The 16,432-nt window shown below is 75.2% G+C and carries 17 protein-coding genes; 12 read left to right on the top strand and 5 right to left on the bottom strand.

Annotation, left to right across the window (positions count from 1 at the left end; genetic code table 11):
* From ACI790_RS18200 to ACI790_RS18210, 3 genes are all read right to left on the bottom strand, one after another.
* Positions 1-196 (bottom strand): hypothetical protein (locus ACI790_RS18200; protein WP_456568920.1); only part of this gene is annotated, 196 nt, incomplete at its 3' end.
* 248 nt (positions 197-444) lie between these two features.
* Positions 445-1,923: an aldehyde dehydrogenase family protein gene (locus ACI790_RS18205; RefSeq protein ID WP_456571194.1), complete on the bottom strand. Its 1,479-nt coding sequence runs from the start codon at positions 1,921-1,923 to the stop codon at positions 445-447.
* A 90-nt stretch (positions 1,924-2,013) separates the two neighbouring features.
* A complete protein-coding gene (locus ACI790_RS18210) occupies positions 2,014-2,640 on the bottom strand; it encodes a universal stress protein (RefSeq protein WP_456571195.1) in 627 nt (208 codons plus the stop codon).
* 107 nt (positions 2,641-2,747) lie between these two features.
* Between ACI790_RS18210 and rpe the strand changes: the two genes are divergently transcribed.
* The 8 genes from rpe to ACI790_RS18250 all read left to right on the top strand — a co-directional run bounded on the left by rpe (position 2,748) and on the right by ACI790_RS18250 (position 8,773).
* The gene (gene rpe / locus ACI790_RS18215; RefSeq protein ID WP_456571196.1) at positions 2,748-3,419 is read left to right on the top strand and encodes a ribulose-phosphate 3-epimerase; all 672 of its coding nucleotides are present in this window, start codon (positions 2,748-2,750) and stop codon (positions 3,417-3,419) included.
* Complete coding sequence (ribD, locus tag ACI790_RS18220) at positions 3,416-4,492, top strand: bifunctional diaminohydroxyphosphoribosylaminopyrimidine deaminase/5-amino-6-(5-phosphoribosylamino)uracil reductase RibD (protein ID WP_456571197.1); 1,077 nt, start codon at positions 3,416-3,418, stop codon at positions 4,490-4,492. The genes rpe and ribD overlap by 4 nt, the downstream gene beginning before the upstream one ends.
* Before the next feature lies 1 nt (position 4,493).
* Positions 4,494-5,117, top strand: a complete 624-nt coding sequence (locus ACI790_RS18225) for a riboflavin synthase (protein WP_456571198.1) — start codon at positions 4,494-4,496, stop codon at positions 5,115-5,117.
* Positions 5,114-6,469: a bifunctional 3,4-dihydroxy-2-butanone-4-phosphate synthase/GTP cyclohydrolase II gene (locus ACI790_RS18230; RefSeq protein WP_456571199.1), complete on the top strand. Its 1,356-nt coding sequence runs from the start codon at positions 5,114-5,116 to the stop codon at positions 6,467-6,469. The genes ACI790_RS18225 and ACI790_RS18230 overlap by 4 nt, the downstream gene beginning before the upstream one ends.
* Entirely contained in the window at positions 6,466-6,993 is a 528-nt protein-coding gene (ribH, locus tag ACI790_RS18235; RefSeq protein WP_456571200.1) for a 6,7-dimethyl-8-ribityllumazine synthase, read from the top strand. Before ACI790_RS18230 ends, ribH begins: the two co-directional genes overlap by 4 nt.
* A complete protein-coding gene (locus ACI790_RS18240; protein ID WP_456571201.1) occupies positions 6,990-7,253 on the top strand; it encodes a phosphoribosyl-ATP diphosphatase in 264 nt (87 codons plus the stop codon). Before ribH ends, ACI790_RS18240 begins: the two co-directional genes overlap by 4 nt.
* A gap of 91 nt (positions 7,254-7,344) precedes the next feature.
* Positions 7,345-8,211 carry an ATP phosphoribosyltransferase gene (gene hisG, locus ACI790_RS18245; RefSeq protein WP_456571202.1) on the top strand — a complete coding sequence of 289 codons (867 nt, stop codon included), beginning with the start codon at positions 7,345-7,347 and terminating at the stop codon, positions 8,209-8,211.
* Positions 8,212-8,284: 73 nt separating this feature from the next.
* Entirely contained in the window at positions 8,285-8,773 is a 489-nt protein-coding gene (locus ACI790_RS18250) for an SSI family serine proteinase inhibitor (protein WP_456571244.1), read from the top strand.
* 48 nt (positions 8,774-8,821) lie between these two features.
* On the opposite strand, the gene ACI790_RS18255 is transcribed toward ACI790_RS18250, so the two are convergent.
* A complete protein-coding gene (locus ACI790_RS18255) occupies positions 8,822-9,826 on the bottom strand; it encodes a DUF2877 domain-containing protein (protein ID WP_456571203.1) in 1,005 nt (334 codons plus the stop codon).
* 262 nt (positions 9,827-10,088) lie between these two features.
* On the opposite strand from ACI790_RS18255, the gene ACI790_RS18260 reads away from it, so the two are divergent.
* Together ACI790_RS18260 and ACI790_RS18265 are read left to right on the top strand one after the other, a co-directional pair.
* Complete coding sequence (locus ACI790_RS18260; RefSeq protein WP_456571204.1) at positions 10,089-12,032, top strand: PucR family transcriptional regulator; 1,944 nt, start codon at positions 10,089-10,091, stop codon at positions 12,030-12,032.
* 100 nt (positions 12,033-12,132) lie between these two features.
* A complete protein-coding gene (locus ACI790_RS18265; protein WP_456571205.1) occupies positions 12,133-12,891 on the top strand; it encodes an SDR family NAD(P)-dependent oxidoreductase in 759 nt (252 codons plus the stop codon).
* 34 nt (positions 12,892-12,925) lie between these two features.
* Here the strand turns inward: ACI790_RS18265 and ACI790_RS18270 are convergent, their stop codons facing one another.
* The gene (locus ACI790_RS18270; protein ID WP_456571206.1) at positions 12,926-14,470 is read right to left on the bottom strand and encodes a helix-turn-helix domain-containing protein; all 1,545 of its coding nucleotides are present in this window, start codon (positions 14,468-14,470) and stop codon (positions 12,926-12,928) included.
* A gap of 95 nt (positions 14,471-14,565) precedes the next feature.
* Here ACI790_RS18270 and ACI790_RS18275 point away from each other — a divergent pair, with 95 nt between their 5' ends.
* Both ACI790_RS18275 and ACI790_RS18280 read left to right on the top strand, forming a co-directional pair.
* The gene (locus tag ACI790_RS18275) at positions 14,566-15,312 is read left to right on the top strand and encodes an SDR family oxidoreductase (RefSeq protein WP_456571207.1); all 747 of its coding nucleotides are present in this window, start codon (positions 14,566-14,568) and stop codon (positions 15,310-15,312) included.
* Positions 15,313-15,434: 122 nt separating this feature from the next.
* Complete coding sequence (locus ACI790_RS18280; RefSeq protein WP_456571208.1) at positions 15,435-16,370, top strand: DMT family transporter; 936 nt, start codon at positions 15,435-15,437, stop codon at positions 16,368-16,370.
* The last annotated feature ends 62 nt before the right edge of the window (positions 16,371-16,432 follow it).

The raw sequence follows: 16,432 nt of genomic DNA on the forward strand, positions 1-16,432 counted from the left end.
GCTCGCAGATCAGCTCGGCCCGGTAGGCGGCCAGCGCCGACTCCGCCTGCTGGATCCGCCGCAGCTCCAGCGCGATCTCGGCATCGGTGCGGGCCGCGACCGGCATCGCCTCACCCAGCCGGGTCGGGCGCACCGAGACCCCCGGCGGGGTCAGCTCGGCCGGCCACGGCGGCACGTCCAGGACATCGACCGTCAAGCCGACCCCTAACCCACCACCTTCGAACACATGAGCGAACCTACCGGCGCGGTCCGACAGTTTCCCGAGGTCAGGCCACGGACGCCCAGGCCGCGAGTACCGGAGGTGTCTCGGGCGGCGCGTGCACGGTTCCTCGGGCGAGGGCGAGGGGCACGGGGTCCTGGTGGCCGGTCGGGAACGCCGTCGCACGGACGTCCGCTGGGACCGGCCCGCGGTGAAGGCCGGCCCCGGCACGCCGCCTCGGCGGCTCAGAAGGGGAACTGCCGCCGCGTGTGCTGGACGCTGATCCAGTGGTCGGTGGTGAACTCCTCGATCGCCCACTCGCCGCCGAACCGGCCGAGCCCGGAGTCCTTCTCCCCGCCGAACGCGGTGTTGTTCTCGTCGTTCAGCGGCGAGTCGTTGACGTGCGTCATGCCCGCCTCCACCTGCAGGGCGAAGTTCACCCCGCGCAGGGTGTCCCGGGTGAAGACGGCGCTGGAGAGCCCGTACTCGGTGTCGTTGGCGATGCTCAGCGCCTCGGCCTCGTCGCGGGCACGGATGATCGTCGCGACCGGGCCGAACACCTCCTGCCGGGCGGTGGCGACGTCGTTGGTGCCCAGCAGCACGTGCGGCGGCAGCACCGAGCCGATCGGGCCGGTGGGGTCGCCGCCGAGCAGCTGGTCGGCGCCGTCGGCGATCGACTGGGCGACCTTCTCCTGGATGCCCTCGAGCTGCTTGGCGTTGATGATCGGGCCGATCACGGTGTCGGCTTCGGTCGGGTCGCCGGCCTTCAGCCCCCGCACCCGCTCCACGTAGCGGTCGACGAACTCGTCGTGCACGCCGGCGTCCACCACGATCCGGTTGGTGATCATGCAGACCTGGCCCTGGTGGAAGAACTTGCCGAACACCGCGGCGTCCACCGCGTACTCCAGGTCGGCGTCGTCCAGCACCACCAGCGGGCCGTTGCCGCCCAGTTCGAGGGAGAGCTTCTTCAGCCCGGCCTTCTCGGCGATGCCCTTGCCGACCGGGGTGGACCCGGTGAAGGAGACGACCCGGGGCGTGGGGTGGCTGACGATCGAGTCGCCGATGTCCCGGCCGGCGCCGATGACCACCGAGAGCAGGCCCGGCGGCAGGCCGGCCTCCTCGTAGAGCTTGGCCAGGAGGAGCCCACCGGTCACCGGGGTGTCGCCGGCCGGCTTCAGGACGACGGCGTTGCCGAGGGCCAGGGCGGGCGCGACCGAGCGGTTGGACAGGTGCATCGGCACGTTCCACGGGCTGATGACGGCCACGACGCCCACCGGACGGCGGTAGACGCGGCTCTCCTTGCCCTCGATGTCGGCCGGCAGGATCCGGCCCTCCATCCGGTACGGGTAGGACGACGCCTCGTGGAAGTCGCGGAGGGTGATCGCGTACTCGAACTCGGCGGCGGGGGCGGCGGCGCCGCTCTCGCGGATGTGCCACTCGACGATCTCGTCCTTGCGCGCCTCCATGATCCGGGCGGCGCGGCGCATCACGTCGGCGCGGTCGCTGGGCAGCCGGGCGGCCCACTCGCGCTGCGCCTCCTTGGCGGTCGCGTAGGCCTCGTCGAGGTCCTCGGCGTTCGCCAGCGGGATCTCGGTCAGCGTCTCGCCGGTGTAGGGATCGGTGTCGGTGGCGGTCTTCCCCGCGTTGCCGGCGCGCCAGGAGCCGGCGATCGGCATGCGGTCGAAGCCGTCGTAGCGGGCGGGGACCGTGGAGTCGGAAGCCATGCATCGGGCCCTACCCGGTCGTGCGCGACGGACACGCCGGGCGAAGCCGCCGGGTCACGAGGCGGCCCCGGCCGTAGTGGTCAGCCGGCGTCAGCGGGGCGCGGGACCGGCGAGCAGGACGGGGACGGGGGAGTGGTGGGTGACGTGCTCAGCGACGCTGCCGAGCATCCGGCGCGACAGGCCCCGGCCCCGCCGGCCCACGACGACGACGTCGGCGCCCTCCTGCCGCGCGACGTCGAGCAGCGCGGTGCCCGGCTGCCCGCTGACCAGCTCGACGACCGGCGACGCCTCGGGGAACCAGTCGGCCCGGTCGGCCAGCAGCGCCCGGCACCGGGCCTGCTCGCTGTCGTCGGCGAACTCCACGACGTCGGGGTCGACGGCCATCACCAGCACCACCCGGGCGCCCTCGCCGGGCAGCAGCCCCGCCGCGTCCCGCAGCGCCCGGTCGGACTCCGCGGACCCGTCGACGCCCACCACGACCGTCATCGCGCCGGCGGCCGGCGGCGGGCCCCCGTCGGCGCGGGGCGTGCGCTCGACCACCCGGTGCTCGCGCCGGCCGCGTTCCAGCGCCATCGGCACGAACAGCGGCCCGAGGACGGCGCCCAGGAAGTACCACTGCGGATCGCGGTACCCCCGGCGGCCGAGGAACAGGGCGGCGCTGCAGCCGATCGCCACCCAGAGGACGAGGATCAGGGCGATGACGGCGGACGTCGGCATGGCGGCTCCCGTTCGACGGCGGGGCAGCGACGGTTCCGGCCCCTGCAGGACTGACGCCCGACGGTCGGGTCAGGTTCCGCGGTCCGGCGCACCTAGACTCGGCGGACGTGTCCCGGCAACCGTTGATCGCGCCCAGCCTGCTGTCCGCGGACTTCGCCCGCATCGCCGACGAGGTGGCGCGCGTGGCCGACGCCGACTGGCTGCACGTCGACGTGATGGACGCGCACTTCGTCCCGAACCTCACCCTCGGCCTGCCCGTCGTCCAGGCGATCCAGCAGGTCAGCCCGGTGCCCCTGGACTGCCACCTCATGATCGAGGACCCGGAGCGCTGGGCGCCCGGCTACGCCGAGGCCGGCGCGCGCAACGTGACCGTGCACGCCGAGGCCTGCACCGATCCCCGGGCCGTGGCCCGGGACCTGCGGGCGGCCGGGGCGCTGGCCGGCCTGGCGATCAAGCCGGGAACGCCGCTCGAGGACCACCTGGACGTGCTGACGGAGTTCGACACGCTGCTGGTGATGAGCGTCGAGCCCGGCTTCGGCGGACAGTCCTTCATCGCCGACGTCCTGCCCAAGGTGCGGCGCGCCCGCGAGCTCGTCGACGCCGGCGAGCTCACCCTGCTCGTCGAGATCGACGGCGGCATCAACGCCGACACCATCGAGCAGGCGGCCGAGGCCGGCGTCGACATGTTCGTCGCCGGATCCGCGGTCTACGGGGCCGAGGACCCCGCCAAGGCCATCGCGGCACTGCGCGCGCAGGCCGCCGCGGCCATGTCCGGATGAGCGTCACCGCGCTCGAACTGCGTGCCATGGCGCGTGCCCGGGAGCTGGGCGCGGCGGCGCTGGGGACGACCAGCCCCAACCCGGCGGTGGGCGCCGTGGTCCTGGCCGCCGACGGCGGCGTCGCGGGGGAGGGGGCGACGGCTCCGCCGGGCGGTCCGCACGCCGAGGTCGCCGCGCTGGCGCAGGCGGGCGAGCGGGCCCGCGGCGGCACCGCCGTCGTCACCCTGGAGCCCTGCGCGCACACCGGTCGCACCGGACCGTGCGCCGACGCGCTGCTGGCCGCCGGGATCGCCCGGGTCGTGGTCGCCGTGCCCGAGCCGACCGAACTGGCCGGCGGGGGCGCCGCACGGCTGCGCGCCGCCGGGGTCGACGTCGTCGTGGGGGTCGAGCGGGAGGCCGCCGAGCGCGGGGCGCTCGCCGGCTGGCTGACCGGGGTCCGCGAGCAGCGCCCGTACGTGATCTGGAAGGTGGCCGCGACCCTCGACGGGCGCGTGGCCGCCGCCGACGGGAGCAGCCGCTGGATCACCGGCCCGGAGGCGCGCGCCGAGGTGCACCGGCTGCGGGCCGGCTGCGACGCCGTCGTCGTCGGCTCGGGCACGGCGCTGACCGACGATCCGCAGCTCACCGTCCGGGATGCCGACGGCCGGGACGCCGCCCGCCAGCCGCTGCGGGTGGTCGTCGACCGCCGGGACCGGCTGCCGGCCGGCGCCCGGGTCCTGGACGACGCCGCCCCGACGCACGTGAGCCGGGCCGCGGAGCCGTCCGCGCTGCTGGCCGAGCTGTTCGCCCGCGACGTCCGCCGGGTGCTGCTCGAGGGCGGGCCGACGCTGGCCGCGGCCTTCCTGCGGGCCGGGCTGGTCGACGAGGCCGTCGTCCACCTCGCACCGAAGCTGCTGGGGGCCGGCCGGTCGCTCGTCGGCGACCTGGGAATCAGCGGGATCGGCTCGGCGCTGTCCTTGTGGGTCAGCGATCTCACCCCCCTGGGCGGGGACGTGCAGATCCGGCTGCACCCCACCCGGCACACTGGTGGGGTGCCCCGCACCGGCGGGGACGGCACGGACGGAGGGAGCTGAGGTGTTCACCGGCATCGTCGAAGAGGTGGGCACCCTGGCCGGGCGCGAGGACCAGGGCGACTCCGCCGTCCTCCGGATCCGCGCCCGTACCGTCCTGCAGGACGTGTCGCTGGGCGACTCCATCGCGGTCAACGGCGTCTGCCTCACCGTGACCGGCGTCCAGCCCGACGCCGACGGCGCCGGGATCTGGACCACCGACGTCATGGCCGAGACGCTGCGCCGCAGCAGCCTCGGCTCGGTCACCGACGGCGCGCCGGTCAATCTCGAGCGCGCCGTCAGCCCGCACACCCGGCTCGGTGGCCACCTGATGCAGGGCCACGTCGACGGCGTCGGCCGGATCGTGTCCCGCACCCCCGCCGAGCACTGGGAGGTCGTCCGCATCGGCCTCCCGGCCGAGCTCGGCCGCTACGTCGTCGAGAAGGGCTCCATCGCCGTCGACGGCGTCTCGCTGACCGTGAGTGCGGTCAGCGCCGTGGACGACCCCGAGCCCTGGCTCGAGGTCAGCCTCATCCCCACCACCCTCCGCGAGACCACGCTCGGCGCGCGCGCCACGGGGGAGCCCGTCAACCTGGAGGTCGACGTGATCGCCAAGTACGTGGAACGCCTGCTGGGAGCCCGTCGATGAGCGCGCCCCGCACCCGGCTGGACTCCATCGAGGCCGCCCTCGCCGCGATCAAGAGCGGCAAGCCCGTCGTCGTCGTCGACGACGAGGACCGCGAGAACGAGGGCGACCTGATCTTCGCCGCCGAGCTCGCCACCCCCGAGCTGGTCGCGTTCATGGTCCGGTACACCTCCGGCTACGTCTGCGTGGCCGTCACCGAGGCCGACGCCGACCGGCTCGACCTGCCGCCCATGCACCGGGTGAACCAGGATCGCCTCGGCACCGCCTACACGGTCACCGTGGACGCCCGCGAGGGCGTCACCACCGGCATCTCCGCGGCCGACCGGGCGCACACCATCCGCACCCTCGCCGCGGCGGACACCACGTCGGCCGACCTCGCCCGGCCGGGCCACGTCGTGCCGCTGCGGGCCCGCGACGGCGGTGTGCTGCGCCGGCCCGGCCACACCGAGGCCGCCGTCGACCTCGCCGTCCTCGCCGGGCTGCGCCCGTCCGGGGTGCTCTGCGAGGTCGTCAGCGAGAAGGACCCGATCGGCATGGCCCGCAGCGACGAGCTGCGCGTCTTCGCCGACGAGCACGACCTCTGCCTGATCTCCATCGCCGACCTCATCGCCTACCGCAAGCGGTTCGACAAGCTGGTGGAGCGGGTGGCCGAGGCGATCGTCCCCCTCGTGCCGGGGACCTTCACCGCGGTGGGTTACCGCAGCTCCTACGACGAGCGCGAGCACGTGGCCTTCGTCTACGGCGACATCGCCGACGGCGAGGACGTGCTGGTGCGCGTGCACTCCGAGTGCCTGACCGGCGACGTGTTCGGCTCGCTGCGCTGCGACTGCGGTCCCCAGCTGCAGGCCGCGCTGGCCGCGGTCGCGCAGGAGGGCCGCGGGATCGTGCTCTACATCCGCGGGCACGAGGGCCGGGGGATCGGCCTGCTGCACAAGCTGCAGGCCTACCAGTTGCAGGACATGGGCGCCGACACCGTCGACGCCAACCTCGACCTCGGCCTGCCGGCCGATGCGCGGGACTACGGCACGGGCGCGCAGATCCTGGTGGACCTCGGCGTGCACACCATGCGGCTGCTGACCAACAACCCGGCCAAGCGCGCCGGGCTGGAGGGCTACGGGCTGCGCGTGCTCGGCCGGGTGCCGCTGCCCAGCCACGTCACCGCGGAGAACCTCGGCTACCTGCGCACCAAGCGGGACCGGATGGGCCACCTGCTCGACATCATCGAGCCGGAGACCGAGTCCGGTCCGGCGGACGTCCCGGGGACGACGACGGCGCCCGGCCCGGCCGACGCCCCGGGGACGACGACGGTGCCCGGGACGGACGTCCCGCTCGGCCGGAACGAGCAGCCGCAGTGAGCGGCGCCGGCGCGCCGCAGGTCGGTGCCGTCGACGCGGCCGGACTGACCCTCGGCATCGTCGTGACCACCTGGCACGCGGAGCTCACCGACACGCTCCTGGCCCGCGCGGTCGAGGCGGCGAGGGCCAGCGGCATCCCCGCGCCCACGGTCGTCCGGGCGCCGGGTGCGGTCGAGCTGCCGGTGGTGGCCCAGGCCCTGGCCGAGCGGCACGACGCCGTGGTCGCGCTCGGCGTCGTCGTGCGCGGCGGCACCCCGCACTTCGAGTACGTCTGCGACGCCGTGACGGCCGGGCTCACCCGGGTGGCGCTGGACGCCGGGAAGCCCGTCGGCAACGGCGTGCTCACCTGCGACACCGAGGAGCAGGCCCGCGACCGGGCCGGCCTGCCCGGCTCGGCCGAGGACAAGGGCTGGGAAGCGGCGATCGCCGCCCTGGCCACCGCCCTCACCCTCCGCGAGCTGCGCGGTCCGCAGCGGCAGACCGGCTTCTCCGTGACCCCCGCCGGCCAGGAGGCCCGCTCGTGAAGACCTTCGACACCCTGTTCGCCGAGCTGGCCGGCAAGGTCGCGGCCGGTGACCCGGCGTCGGGCACCGTCACCGCCGTGCGTGACGGCGTGCACGCCGCCGGCAAGAAGGTCGTGGAGGAGGCCGCCGAGTCGTGGATGGCGGCCGAGCACGAGGGCGCCGACCGCACCGCCGAGGAGATCAGCCAGCTCCTCTACCGGGTGCAGGTGCTCATGCTGGCCCGGGGCCTGACCCTGGACGACGTCTACGCTCACCTCTGAAAGAGGACCCTCGAGGCCCCCACGACACGCTCCGCGCGCCGCGGGCCCCTGCTCGAGGGCCGTTCCATCACGTCACCTAGGAGTTCCTCCAGTGCTGCGCATCGCCGTGCCCAACAAGGGCGTCCTGAGCGAGCCGGCGGCCGAGATGCTCGCCGAGAGCGGCTACCGCCAGCGCCGCAGCACCAAGGACCTCGCGGTCTTCGACCCGGACAACGACACCGAGTTCTTCTACCTGCGGCCGCGTGACATCGCGGTGTACGTGGCCGCCGGCACGCTGGACGTCGGCATCACCGGCCGGGACATGCTGCTGGAGACCGCACCGGCCGACGGCGAGGGCGCGGCCGCGGTGGAGGTCATGCCGTTGGGCTTCGGCCACTCGTCGTTCCGCTTCGCCAGCCCGGTGGAGTCGGGCATCGAGCGGGTGGAGCAGCTGGCCGGCAAGCGCATCGCCACCGCCTACCCGGTGCTGCTGCAGCGCTTCCTCGACGACGCCGGCATCTCCGCGGGCGTGGTCAAGCTCGACGGCGCGGTCGAGACCGCCTGCCGTCTCGGCGTGGCCGAGGCGGTCTGCGACGTGGTGGAGACCGGCACCACCCTGCGGGCCGCGGGGCTGCACATCATCGGTGACCCGGTGCTCACCAGCGAGGCCGTGCTGGTCCGGCGGGAGGGCGCCGAGGAGATCCCCGCCGTCGCGCAGCTGCGCCGCCGGCTGCGCGGTGTGCTGGTGGCGCGGCAGTACGTGATGCTCGACTACGACTGCCCGAACGAGCTGCTCGAGAAGGCCACCGCCGTCACCCCGGGGATCGAGGGCCCGACGGTGAGCCCGCTGCAGACGCCGGGCTGGTCGGCGGTGCGCGCGATGATCGCCCGCACCGAGACCAACCGGGTGATGGACGAGCTCTGGGAGCTCGGCGCCCGGGCCATCCTGGTCACCAGCATCCACGCCTCGCGCATCTGACCGCGGGAGCCGGTCCGGCACGTCGAGCGGATCGGGGCGGAACCATGCGCCAGGGTGGTTCGTCGTGACGATCATGCGACGCCTCCTGCTTCTCGCCCTGCTGACCGCGGTGGTCCTGCTGGGCGCCTGCGGGTCCGGGGACGGCGGCGACGCACCGGGCACCGACGGTGCGGGGGCCGGCGGGGACACCGCGAGCGAGAGCGGCGGCGCCGACGGGATCCGGCAGGCCGACAACGACCTGCGGATCGAGGTGAGCCGGGGCAACGGGTCGCCGCCCGAGACCTGGACGCTCACCTGCGCCGGCTTCGCCGAGGGCAGCCATCCGGAGGCCGAGGCGGCCTGCGCACACCTCGAGGGCATGGAGGATCCGTTCGCCCCCGTGCCGGCCGACGCCGTCTGCACCGAGCAGTACGGCGGGGCGCAGACCGCGCGGATCACCGGCCAGTGGCGCGGGGAGCCCGTGGACCTGGAGCTGTCCCGGGTCGACGGCTGCCGGATCGCCCAGTGGGACTCCCTCGGCCCGGTGCTGCCCGTGCCGGTGGGCGTCGAGCCGCTGGGCTGAGCAGCGAGCCGCTGCCCTCACAGCGTGCGAGGGGCAGCGGCCGAGGGGTCAGCGGCGCGTGGTGCGGTCCACGAGGTCGATCGCCGTGCAGAGGCCCAGGGCCATCGCCCGCCCGCTCGTGGCGCCGGTGGCCAGGAGCCGCTCGATCGCGGGTGCCAGCGGGCGCTCGCCGACCAGCCCGCGCAGGACCGCGGCGTACTCGCCGCTCACCTGGCCGGCGGCCGCGTGCCGCAGCAGGGCCCGGGACAGCTCCGTGGTGCGCCCGGCGGCCAGCGAGCAGACGCCGGCGGCGAACCGCTCGGCGGCCGGGTGCCCGAGGAGCACGAGCCCGGCGATGGTGCCGGCCATGACGTCGTCGCCGGCGGGCGTGAGCCCCGGCCCCAGGCCGATGAGCCGGGTCGCCGTGCGCAGCGCCGCCTCCAGGTCGGCCCGGCGGACGGCGCCGCGCAGGGCGGCCAGCGGGCCACCCGGGCCGGTGGGGAGGCCGGGCAGCGTGAAGGAGCTGTGCGGCACGCCCTCGCCGTACAGCGTGGTCCGCAGCTGCCGGACGCCCTCGGGCAGGAGCGCCGGGCGCCCACCGGGCAGCCGCGGACGGGGGTCCCACCAGGCGGCCGCGCTGACCGCCAGGTCGCCGACGACGATCCGGCCGCCCCCCACCTCGGCGGGCGCGCCGGTGGGCAGGGCGACCAGCGGCCGGCCGTTGTTCGGCCGGAAGAGGACGCAGCCCAGGGGGAGACGTGCGGCGTCGCTGGTGAGGACGCCGACCACGTCACCGCCGCCCCGCTCGCCCACGACCTGCACGTAGACGGCGGCCGGCACGCTGAGCAGCACCCGCGCGGGGCGGACGGGGCCGCGCAGCAGCTCCGCCACCCCGGTGCTCGCCGCCGCCGGGACCGCGGTCGGAACCCTCGCGGCCGACGCGGTGCGCGCGGCGGCGCGGGCCGACTCGCGGGGCAGCGGGATCGTCGGCAGCCCGGCGCGTGCCGCGCGGCCGCGGAGTGCGTCACCTGCACTGGGGTCGGTACGGACTTCGGTGTCGTCGATCGCGCGCATGGGTCGCCCTCCACCCGACGGGACGACGGAGGCTCCTGGATCGGCGCTCCGCCCCTCTGTCCACACCCCCGCTGGGACGGTGCGCACGCTCCCTCACGGAGCGCTTACCATCCAGCGAGCGGGTGGATCGAGGTCGAACCTAAGCGGCGCGTCGCACGCCCTCTTATGGCGGATGTCGCCAAGAATGGGCTCCGGCGTCCGGGGACACCTGACAGGATCCTGCAGTGTGGCACCCTGGCTGACGACTGAAAGGGGATGCCTCATGACCCAGAGTGATGTGTCGGACGGAACGTCAACTCAGGGTAATGGAACCGCCCCGTTCCGTCGTAACTGGGCGGTCGACGAATCGCCCCGGATCGAGCCGCCGGACGACCGCGCGAGCTGGCAGCAGCGCATGGGGCTGACCGTCGAGGAGGCGCTCGGTCTCCCGGTCCTCGAGGGCGCCACCGTGATCGCCGGCGCGGCCGGGCTGAGCCGGGCCATCCGGCACATGGTGGTCGACGACCCGGCCGAGCCGCTGGCCGCCGCCGGCCCCGACGTCCTCGTCGTGCTGGGTGCCCGCCTTCCCCCCGCCGACCCGGCGAGCTGCCGGGCCCTCGTCGAGCGCCTCGACGTCGCGGGCACCGCGGCGCTGGCCTACCGGCGCACGGACGGCCCCCCGCCGCTGCCCGCCGAGGTGCTCGCGGAGGCCGACCGCCGCGGGCTGCCCGTGCTGGCCCTGCCCGCGAGCGCGCGGCTGGACGAGATCGTCTCCGCGGTCCTGGGCACGGTCGTGGCCAAGCAGGGGCAGGCGCTCGCGCTCTCCTCCCGCATCGACGACCAGTTCATGGAGGTGGCCCTCACCGGCGGCGGGCTGGCCGAGGTGACCCTGCGGCTGGCCGTGATGCTCGACGGTGCGGCGGTGCTCGGGCTGGGCCCCGACCGCGAGGTGGTCACCAGCGCGGGGCCCCGGGACGACGTTGCCGAGATCAGCGACTGGCTGTGGCTGCTGGACGCCGCCGCCGACGACGCGCTCGCCGAGCTGACCCCGTCCCGCCGGCTCTCCGGCGTCCGTGCCGACCAGACCGTGGTCACCCCGGCCGACGTGCTGGCCGACGCCGACCTGTCGCCGGCCGACGGCATCCTGCTCGTGCCCGGCCACCACCAGCTGCCCGGTGGGGTGGGGGAGTACGCGGTCGCACCGATCATGGCCGGGGACCAGCGGCACGGCTGGCTCGTCGCGGTCCACCGGACCGGCGCGATGATGCTCGGCGCCGGCGGCGTGCTGGAGCGGGCCGCCGTCATCGCCGCGCTGTCGGTCATCCGGCTGCAGGCGGTGCACTCGGTCGAGCTGCGCTTCCAGGGAGACCTGGTCCGCCGGCTGGTCGGCGGCTCCGTCGGCCACACCGAGCGCACCCTCGCCTACACCCGGTCCTTCGGCTGGCGCCTGGACGGCCCGGTGGCCGTCCTCGTCACCGCGACCGAGACCGTCGCGGACGCCACCGCCGACCCGACCCGCGCCCTGGACGTGCTCGACCGGCTGGCCGACGGCTGGCGGGCCGCGCTGGAGTCGGAGGTGGCCGGAGCCGCCGTCGCCGGGCTGGCCACCGAGATCGTGACGCTGCTCCCGCTGGACGGTCGCACGCCCGAGGAGCTGTCCGCCCTGGTGTCCGCGGTGACCTCCCGGGTCAACGGGCGGCTGCGCCGGGTCGGCCGGCTGCTGGGCACGGGCATCGGCCGGCCCGCCGGGTCGCTGGCTGAGCTGGCCGAGGCCCACCGGCAGGCGCAGCGCGCCCTCGGCGTCGGCCAGGAGATCCACGGCGGGTCGGCGGTCACGCACTTCGACCAGCTCGGGGTCTTCCGGCTGCTGTCGCTGATCCCCGACAGCACCGAGCTGCGCTCCTACGTCGACGAGGTGCTCGGCCCCCTGGCCGACGCCGCCGACGCGGACTCCGCCGACCTGCGCGAGACGCTGCTGGTGCTGCTGGAGACCAACCTCAACGTCGCGGAGTCCGCCCGGCGGCTGCACTTCCACTACAACACCATGCGTTACCGGATCGGCAAGCTCGAGCGGATGCTCGGACCGTTCACCACCGATCCGAACCTGCGGCTGAACCTGCTGCTGGCGCTGCACGCGGCCCGCATGCGCGGGCTGGACCAGCCGGCCCGCCCGCCGCTGGACGGCGGGATGGCGCTGCCCGACGACGGGTTCGAGGCGCTGCTCTGAGCCCGGCGCGCAACGCGGTCCCGCTCCGGGGAGCGGGCCGGCCCGGGGCCGGGCAGGGTGGTGCCGGGCGCCGCAGGGGGCGGCGCGGGAGGAGATCCGCATGACCGAGGCCGAACGTCCGCTCGCCGGCAAGGTGGCCCTGGTGACCGGGGCGTCGTCGGGGATCGGTGAGGCGACCGCGGTCGCCCTGGCCGCCGCCGGTGCCGCCGTCGCCATCGGAGCCCGCCGTACCGACCGGCTGGACGCCCTCGCCGCCCGGCTCCGGGACGGCGGTGCGTCGGTGCTGCAACTGGCGCTCGACGTGACCGACGAGCGGGCCTGCGCCGACGCCGTCGCGCGCACCCGCGCGGAGCTCGGCGGCCTCGACGTCCTGGTGAACAACGCGGGCGTGATGCTGCTGGGCACCATCGCCGGCGCGGACACCGAGGACTGGCGCCGGATGATCCAGACCAACGTCATGGGCGTCCTCTACATGACCCATGCGGCGCTCGACGGGATGGTCGCGCAGGGCTCCGGCGACATCGTGAACGTGTCGAGCGTGGCCGGCCGGCAGGCCCGCAAGGGCGCCGGCGTCTACAACGCCAGCAAGTGGGCGGTGAACGCCTTCAGCGAGTCGCTGCGGCAGGAGGTCACCGGCCGCGGCGTGCGGATCGGGCTGGTGGAGCCCGGTGCGGTCACCACCGAGCTGAACTCGCACATCACCCAGCCCGCCGCGAAGGCCGCCTCGGAGAAGATGCACGCGGGCATGCGCGCCCTGCACGCCGAGGACATCGCCCGCGCCGTCCTCTACGTCGTCACCCAGCCGCCGCACGTGGCGGTCAACGAGGTGCTCGTGCGCCCCACCGACCAGGAGCGCTGACCCCCTCGTCCCGGCGCCCCCCGGCATGCGGGGATCAGTCGCGGAAGACGTCGATGTCGGCGCCCATCTCGACCAGCCGCTCGTAGAGCTGCTCGTAGCCGCGGGCGATGATGTCGACGTTGCGGAGCACCGAGGTGCCCTTCGCCGCCAGCATCGCCAGCAGGATGCACACGGCCGGTCGCAGCGCCGGTGGACAGACCACCTCGGCGCTCGACCAGCGGGTGGGGCCGGTGACCAGCACCCGGTGCGGATCGAGCAGCCGGACGTCGGCGCCCAGCCGGGTGAGGTCGGAGAGGTGGATCGCCCGGTTGTCGTAGACCCAGTCGTGGATGAGCGTCGAGCCCTGCGCCTGCGCGGCGATCACGGCGAAGAACGGCAGGTTGTCGATGTTCAGGCCCGGGAACGGCATCGGGTGCACCTTGTCGATGGGCGCTTTCAGCTCCGACGGGTGGATGGTGATGTCGGCCAGCCGGGTGTGCCCGTTGTCGGCCCGGTACTCCGGGGACAGGTCGTAGCGCAGGCCCATCTCGGCCAGCACGGCGAGCTCGACCTCGAGGAACTCCACCGGCGCCCGCGCCACCGTCAGCTCCGACCCGGTCACGATGCCGGCGGTGAGCAGGCTCATCGCCTCCACCGGGTCCTCGCTGATCGTGTAGTCGACGTCGGCGTCCAGCACGGGGCGGCCGTGCACGACCAGGGTGGTGGAGCCCAGCCCCTCGACCCCGACGCCGAGCAGCTGCAGGTACAGGCAGAGGTCCTGGACCATGTAGTTGGAGCTGGCGTTGCGGATGGTCGTCGTGCCCTCCGCACGGGCCGCGGCGAGCAGCGCGTTCTCGGTGACGGTGTCCCCGCGCTCGGTGAGGACGATCGTGCGGTCGGCGGCCCCCGGGCCGTCGACGGTCACCTGGTACTCGCCGGCGTGCGCCTCGATCTCCAGCCCGAACGGACGCAGCGCGATCATGTGCGGCTGCACGGTGCGGGTGCCGAGGTCGCAGCCGCCGGCGTAGGGCAGCCGGAACGTGGCCGCCCGGTGCAGCAGCGGGCCCAGGAACATGATGATGCTGCGGGTCCGCCGGGCCGCGTCGGCGTCGATGCCGTCCAGGTCGAGCTCGTCGGGCACGACGAGGGTGAGGTCGTGCCCCTCCTCGTCCCAGGTGGCGACCACGCCGATGGAGCGCAGCACGTCGAGGATCCGCTCGACCTCCACGATCCGGGAGACGTTGCGCAGGGTCGTGCGGCCGCGGTTGAGCAGGGCCGCGCAGAGCAGGGCGACGGCCGCGTTCTTCGAGGACTTCACCGCGACCCGGCCCCGCAGGGGGTGCCCGCCGGTCACCCGGAGGTGGGCGGGGCCGGCCGGGCCGAGGCTGATCAGCTCGCTGTCCAGCGCGGCGGAGAGCCGGCCGAGGAAGTCGAGGGTGAGGTCCTGGCTGCCCTGCTCGATCCGGGCGACGGCGCTCTGGCTGGTGTCCAGCCGGTCGGCGAGCTGCTGCTGCGTGAGGCCCCGGTGCCGGCGGGCGTCGCGGACCAGGGCCCCGATGCGCCGCATGCCGCCGTCGGACGAGGAGTCGAGAGGGTCCACCGGCTCACGCTATCTCCCATCCGAGATGGCCCCGGGACGTCGCGCGGCGCGCTGGGCGGTGAACCGGTGGACCTCCCCACGGCAGACTGCACCGCGTGGACGTACTGGTCACCGGCGGCACGGGCCGCCTCGGGCGGCATCTCGTGCCACAGCTGCGGGACGCCGGGCACGAGGTGCGGCAGATGTCGCGCCGGGGCACCGGCCCGGGCGGGGTCCGGGGTGACCTCGCGACCGGACGGGACCTGAGACCGGCGCTCGCCGGCGCGGAGGTGGTCGTGCACGCGGCCAGCGACCCCCGGGGCAACCCCTGGGAGGTCGACGTCGCCGGCACCCGGCGCCTGGTCGAGGCCGTCGACCGGTCCCGGCTGCGCCACCTCCTGTACGTCTCGATCGTCGGCGTGGACCGGGTGCCGCTCGGCTACTACCGGGCGAAGTACGCCACCGAGCAGGTGCTGCTGGCCTCGGGGATGCCGGTCACCCTGGTGCGGATCACCCAGTTCCACGGGTTCGTCGACGAGCTGCTGAGCACGGCGCGCCGCGGCCGGCTGCTGCCGGTCCCGATGGGGTGGCGGGTGTCCCCGGTGGACGTCGCCGAGGCCGCCGCGCACCTGACCGGGCTGGCCACGGCGGCGCCGTCGGGTGGCGTGGTCGAGTTCGCCGGCCCCGAGGAGCACACCGTCGCCGACCTCGCCCGTGCGTGGGCGCGGGTGCGGGCGCCCAACGCGCGGGTGGTGGCCACCCCGGTGCCGGGCCGGCTCGGTGCGGCGCTGCGCGACGGCGGGGCGCTCCCCGTGCGGGGCGCGCGCGGCCGGCGGACCTGGGCCGAGCACCTCCGCGGCTGAGCACCTCCGCGGCTGAGCACCTCGGCAGGCGGGACCGCAGCGTTCCTGCCAGTTCCCGGACCGCGAGCGCCGGGTCCGGGAACCGCCGGGATCCGGTCGGTCCACCGACCTAGGGTCCGGTCGTGACCACCGCCGCCGCCGTACCCGACGGCCGCACGCTGCTCGCCGTCGTCGTCACCGTGCTCGCCTGGGCGTCGGCCTTCGTCGGCATCCGCGCCGTCGGCGACGACCTCTCGCCGGGCGCCCTGGCGCTGGGGCGGCTGCTCGTCGGCACGCTCGTGCTGGGCCTGCTGGTCGCCCGGCGGGGCTGGGTGCGGCCCGCGGCGCGGGACTGGCGGCTGCTGGCGGTCTGCGGCATCGGCTGGTTCGCCGTCTACAACGTGGCGCTCAACGCCGCCGAGCAGCACCTCGACGCAGGGACGACGGCGATGCTGGTGAACATCGGCCCCATCCTCATCGCCGTCCTCGCCGGGCTGTGGCTGGGCGAGGGCTTCCCGCGCTGGCTGGTCGTCGGCATCACCGTCGCGTTCGGTGGCGTGCTGCTGATCGGCGTCGCGACGCGGGGCGCCGAGGCGGACCTGGCCGGCGTCGTGCTGTGCGTGGTCGCCGCGGTCACCTACGCGGTCGGCGTGGTCGCGCAGAAGCCGCTGCTGCGCCGGCTGCCGGGGCTGCAGGTCACCTTCACCGCCTGCGCGATCGGGGCGCTGTGCTGCCTGCCGTGGGCCGGCGCGCTGGTCGCCGACCTGGGCCGCGCACCGGCGGCCTCGGTCGCCGGCATGGTCTACCTGGGCGTGGTGCCCACGGCGCTGGCCTTCAGCACCTGGGCCTACGCGCTGTCCCGGATGGACGCCGGCCGGCTCGGCGTCACCACCTACCTGGTGCCGCCGCTGGTCATCCTGCTCGGCTGGCTGCTGCTGGAGGAGACGCCGCCGCTGCTGGCGCTGGCCGGGGGCGCGGTGTGCCTGGCCGGGGTGGCGGTGTCCCGCCGCCGGCCCCGCCCGCTGGTGCCGGCGGCCGGGTTCCCGGCGGCACGGGCCGGCGTCGCGGATCAGGGGTAGGCGCGCGGATCGACGGCCGGGTGTGCAGGACGCCGCGGCGATGGGGTAGGCACGGCACGGGG

Source organism: Blastococcus sp. SYSU DS0539 (assembly GCF_054050855.1).

What these genes read in the sequence shown, in the direction of transcription:
- ACI790_RS18210 (WP_456571195.1), bottom strand. Translation starts at nt 2,640, where the DNA reads ATGCCGACGTCCGCCGTCATCGCCCTGATCCTCGTCCTCTGGGTGGCG.
- ACI790_RS18250 (WP_456571244.1), top strand. Translation starts at nt 8,285, where the DNA reads ATGCGACGCCTCCTGCTTCTCGCCCTGCTGACCGCGGTGGTCCTGCTG.
- ACI790_RS18255 (WP_456571203.1), bottom strand. Translation starts at nt 9,826, where the DNA reads ATGCGCGCGATCGACGACACCGAAGTCCGTACCGACCCCAGTGCAGGT.
- ACI790_RS18260 (WP_456571204.1), top strand. Translation starts at nt 10,089, where the DNA reads ATGACCCAGAGTGATGTGTCGGACGGAACGTCAACTCAGGGTAATGGA.
- ACI790_RS18265 (WP_456571205.1), top strand. Translation starts at nt 12,133, where the DNA reads ATGACCGAGGCCGAACGTCCGCTCGCCGGCAAGGTGGCCCTGGTGACC.
- ribD (WP_456571197.1), top strand. Translation starts at nt 3,416, where the DNA reads ATGAGCGTCACCGCGCTCGAACTGCGTGCCATGGCGCGTGCCCGGGAG.
- ACI790_RS18230 (WP_456571199.1), top strand. Translation starts at nt 5,114, where the DNA reads ATGAGCGCGCCCCGCACCCGGCTGGACTCCATCGAGGCCGCCCTCGCC.
- ACI790_RS18205 (WP_456571194.1), bottom strand. Translation starts at nt 1,923, where the DNA reads ATGGCTTCCGACTCCACGGTCCCCGCCCGCTACGACGGCTTCGACCGC.